We start from the raw sequence: 4,333 nt of genomic DNA, 5'->3' as shown, positions 1-4,333 counted from the left end.
CAACCGGTCCTGGCGTTCGCGGTCTCGCTCTGCCTGACGCTGGCGGTTTTGTTCTTCCTGCTCTTCGCGTTTGGCATCCACCTCTCGTTGGGCCTCTGCGAGCAGGCGCGTGTAATGTTCTGCGTGTTGGGCGAAGTTTTCAGCATCCACTCGGTCGCCAGACAGAACGGCATCGCGGTGCAGCTGATTATATTTCTCGATGATTTGCTGCGGGGTCCCGCGCACCTTGCCATCTGGACCGGAGCTATCAAAAACCCGATTGATGATGTTCCCGCCCGTGGGCCGGTTATTGCGGTTCTTATTCCGCGACCGTGACTTCGATGATCTCATGTAAGTGCTTTCAAGCCTTTGGCTGTCGTTGCGCGGGCCATATCGCGCTATTTTTGCGCGTCCGAGGGTTGGGCCTTGCGATGTTTGGCGACTAATCTCAGGGGGGTCAGTGGCGAGCCTCGTCCCTGTCGATACCCATTAAATAAGCGGTTGGATGGGGCCAAGACAAGCCCAAATTACGCAAAATGCACAAATTTACGACGAAAGTTCGTGATTTTGCGGTTTTTTGCCAATGACAACACGGTCGCGCCCGTCCAGATCGGGTATCACCGATACATCGGTGAATTTCGCATCCTGCATCATTTTCTGCACGGTCTGTCCCTGCGTTGGCCCAATCTCCACCATCAGGGATCCGCCGCGGCGCAAAAATGCCGACGCACCCGCGACAATTGCGCTATAGGCGCTCAGCCCGTCAGCCCCGTCCGTGAGCGCACTGAATGGTTCAAAGAGCTGCACCTCCGGCTGCAACACGTCCATTTCATCAAAGGCGATATAGGGCGGGTTGGAGACGATCAGATCGAATGTGCCTTCCACTGTCGCAAACCAATCTGAAATCGTGAAAACGGCGCGTTTTCCCACGCCAATTGCCGCGCCATTGCGCCCGGCGACGTCCAACGCTGGCTTGGAGATATCGGTCCCCACACCTGTGGCCGCCTTGCGTTCGTCCAAGAGTGACAGCAAGACACACCCGCTGCCCGTCCCCAAATCCAGCACGCGGTCAAAGCCAACCTGCAATGCGGCTTCAATCAAGGTTTCAGTTTCAGGGCGTGGGTCCAATACATCGGGAGTAACGATGAACCGATGTTTGTAGAAATCCCGGTAACCCAAGATATGCGACATCGGCTTGCGTCTGGCGCGTTCAGCAATCATTGCAAAATAGGTTTGCGCGTCATTTGCGGCGCGCCACAACAGCCGCGCCTCGCGCCCGGGGTCAGGGACACCTGCTTCCAACAGTTTCAGCGCCCCTTCGCGCAGCGCATCATCTTCGCTCACGCGCCCATCTCTGCCAGCAATGTGGCCTGTGCATCGGCCTGCAATGCGGTGATGACCTCTTCCAGATCGCCCTGCATCACCTGCCCAAGCGAATAGAGCGTCAGATTGATCCGGTGATCCGTCATGCGCCCCTGCGGGAAGTTATAGGTACGGATCCGCTCTGAGCGATCGCCGGAGCCGACCTGAGATTTCCGATCAGCAGAGCGTTCACTGTCCACCCGCTGGCGTTCAAGATCGAACAGGCGGGTTTTGAGGACTTGCATTGCAATCTCTCGGTTGCGGTGCTGGGATTTTTCGGAACTCACAACGATGATACCGGTGGGTTCATGCAAGATGCGCACCGCACTGTCGGTGGTGTTCACGTGCTGCCCGCCAGAGCCGGATGCGCGCATCGTATCGATGCGGATATCGGACGGGTTGATCTCAATATCCACGTCCTGCGCCTCAGGCAGTACGGCCACGGTCGCCGCAGAGGTATGAATACGCCCGCCGCTTTCGGTTTCGGGCACACGTTGGACGCGATGCACCCCGCTTTCGTATTTCAACTTTGCAAAGACACCATCGCCTGCGATGCGGGCCACAACTTCCTTGATCCCCCCCAACTCGCTGCGGCTTTCTTCGAGAATTTCAAAGCGCCAGCCCTGCCCTTCGGAATAACGTTGGTACATTCGCAGCAGATCATCGGCAAAGAGACCGGCTTCATCACCGCCAGTCCCGGGCCGGATTTCCAGCAACGCAGGGCGCCCGTCGGCGGCGTCCTTTGGCAAGAGCGCCAATTGCACGTCGTGTTCTGAGGCATCCAGTGCGGCGCGCAGTTCCGGTAGCTCCATCTCTGCGAGCTCTTTCATCTCAGGATCACCGAGCATCGCCTCCGCATCCGCGATTTGCGCCAAAAGGTCTTTGTAGGCGGTAACGGTTTCCACGACCGGGCGCAGGTCCGCATATTCCTTGCCCAGCTTCGCAATCTCATTGCCGGCAGAACCATCGGCCATCTTCGCCTCCAAAAACTGGAAACGGTCGATGAGTTGTTCAATTTTATCAGGTGCGATCATAGGATTGGAAGTGGCCGATCAAAGCGGGGCGGTCAAGGGGCCAAGCGCGTCAAGCCACGCCAGAACGCGGGCTTTATTGACGCCTTGATCGTAGTAGGAAAAGCGCAAACGTCCATAAATAAACAGCAAATCATTCTTGACGGCAACGGTCGTGTAATCGGGGATGCCCAAGACCTTCGTCCGGGTTTGAAAGGTTATCATGCCTTCATCAAGGCGACCCGCAAAACGCAGGGTACGGTCCGTGTTCAACGCAATGTCCTGCAACGCAGCAAGCACAGTCTCGGCTGGCTCAGAGATCGGCCTGACCGCAAGATAGCCGCCCCAATATGCCACATCGCCGGGGGCATTGACCTGCGGCAGTTGATGGAATTTCGCAACACTGGCAGGCGCAAAACGCATGTAGGCGAACTGCCCCACCAGAAGCAGGCCCAAAATGATGATAATGCGCATGACACTCCCCGAAGGCGATGAAAGGTTTCTTTGATGACCCACATAGGCCAAAAATGCGCTATCTGTAGGGCACACCGGGCAAAATCGAGAGCATCTCAAACATCAGGTTTGCACCCGTCAAGGCCGTGTTCCCAGACGTGTCATATGGCGGAGACACCTCTACCAGATCACAGCCTACGATGTTGAGCCCACGCAAGCCGCGGATCAGCTCCATCGCTTGCGGCGTGGTCAGGCCACCAATCTCAGGCGTGCCCGTGCCGGGGGCATAGGCGGGATCCAGACTGTCGATGTCATAGGTGATATAGCAAGGTTGGTCGCCGATCTTGGCCTTGATCTGGGCGGCGAGCGGGCTGAGCGACTTATGCCAAAGGTCAGACGCAAGATATTGGTTGAAGCCCCAATCTGCGGCCTCGGTGAAGTCATCGGCCGTGTAGCCGGTGCCGCGCAACCCGATCTGGAAAACCTTGTCGGCCGTGATGAGGCCCTCTTCATAAGCGCGGCGAAAGACGGTGCCGTGGGTTTCACGTTCACCAAACATCTCATCGTTTACATCGGCATGGGCGTCCACATGTACCAGTGCCAAGGCCCCGTGTTTGGCCGCCACAGCGCGCAGCACGGGCAAGGTCAACGTATGGTCGCCGCCCAAGGTCATCGGTATGAAATCATGCTTGAGGTGTGCAGCATATGTCTCTGTTATCAAACGAATACTGTCAGTGAGTGAAAACGTGTTGACGGCCACATCGCCTAGGTCTGCACATTGCAAAGCATCAAACGGGGCCGCACCCGTTTGGATATTATAAGGCCGGATCATCGCCGATTGCTCGCGCAATTGCTTTGGCCCCATGCGCGTGCCAGAGCGCCAAGAGGTGCCGATATCCATCGGAATGCCGATAAACCCGACATCAAGACCCTCCGCGATGCAGGCGTCAGGCAGACGCATAAACGTCTGCGGACCAGAGAAACGGGCCAGATCATTTCCGGATATGGGCATATTTGGCATCAGGATTTCCTCTTGTTCCAAAGTGCCAGACAGCACATCTCCATTGCGACATGGGCGCCGGCAATCGCGGTGGCGCCTGTCGTGTCATAGGGTGGGGAGACCTCGACAATATCGCCTCCTACCAAATTGACCCCCGCCATATCGCGCAAGATCGCGGCGGCCTGCCAGGACGCGAGCCCACCCCAGACAGGCGTCCCTGTCCCCGGCGCGAAGGCTGGATCTAGCGCGTCAATATCAAAGGTCACGTAAGCCGGATGATCGCCAACACGGTCCTTGATCTGCTCTGCGACCCATCCGCTACCCTGTTCATGGCAACCGCGAGCATCGATAAAGGGCATGCCAAGATAGTCTTCGCAATCCGTGCGAATGCCAATCTGCAGGGAGCGTGTGACATCCACCAATCCCAGTTTCACAGCCTTATACATAAAGGTACCGTGATCGATGCGGCCCATGTCATCGTCAGGCCAAAGGTCAGAATGCGCATCGAACTGCACAACAGACATCGGGC

At 57.1% G+C, this 4,333-nt stretch carries 6 protein-coding genes; all 6 read right to left on the bottom strand.

The window, feature by feature from the left end:
- On the bottom strand, window positions 1–330 hold a 330-nt coding region (locus tag ACFDSS_RS13755), incomplete at its 3' end, for a DUF4167 domain-containing protein (protein WP_375256294.1).
- Window positions 331–525: 195 nt separating this feature from the next.
- A complete protein-coding gene (gene prmC / locus ACFDSS_RS13750; protein WP_375256293.1) occupies window positions 526–1,323 on the bottom strand; it encodes a peptide chain release factor N(5)-glutamine methyltransferase in 798 nt (265 codons plus the stop codon).
- Window positions 1,320–2,375: a peptide chain release factor 1 gene (prfA, locus tag ACFDSS_RS13745; protein ID WP_375256292.1), complete on the bottom strand. Its 1,056-nt coding sequence runs from the start codon at window positions 2,373–2,375 to the stop codon at window positions 1,320–1,322. The genes prmC and prfA overlap by 4 nt, the downstream gene beginning before the upstream one ends.
- Before the next feature lie 18 nt (window positions 2,376–2,393).
- Window positions 2,394–2,825 carry a DUF1499 domain-containing protein gene (locus ACFDSS_RS13740; RefSeq protein WP_375256291.1) on the bottom strand — a complete coding sequence of 144 codons (432 nt, stop codon included), beginning with the start codon at window positions 2,823–2,825 and terminating at the stop codon, window positions 2,394–2,396.
- 58 nt (window positions 2,826–2,883) lie between these two features.
- Window positions 2,884–3,825: an agmatinase gene (gene speB, locus ACFDSS_RS13735; protein ID WP_375256290.1), complete on the bottom strand. Its 942-nt coding sequence runs from the start codon at window positions 3,823–3,825 to the stop codon at window positions 2,884–2,886.
- Window positions 3,825–4,333, bottom strand: a 509-nt coding sequence (locus tag ACFDSS_RS13730; RefSeq protein ID WP_375256289.1) for an arginase family protein, incomplete at its 5' end; no start/stop codon positions are given. The genes speB and ACFDSS_RS13730, both read right to left, overlap by 1 nt.

This window comes from Yoonia sp., from assembly GCF_042093035.1.
Classification (GTDB): domain Bacteria; phylum Pseudomonadota; class Alphaproteobacteria; order Rhodobacterales; family Rhodobacteraceae; genus Yoonia.
Note: the sequence above shows the minus strand (reverse complement) of the source record. Positions and strands in the feature narration are given on the sequence as shown.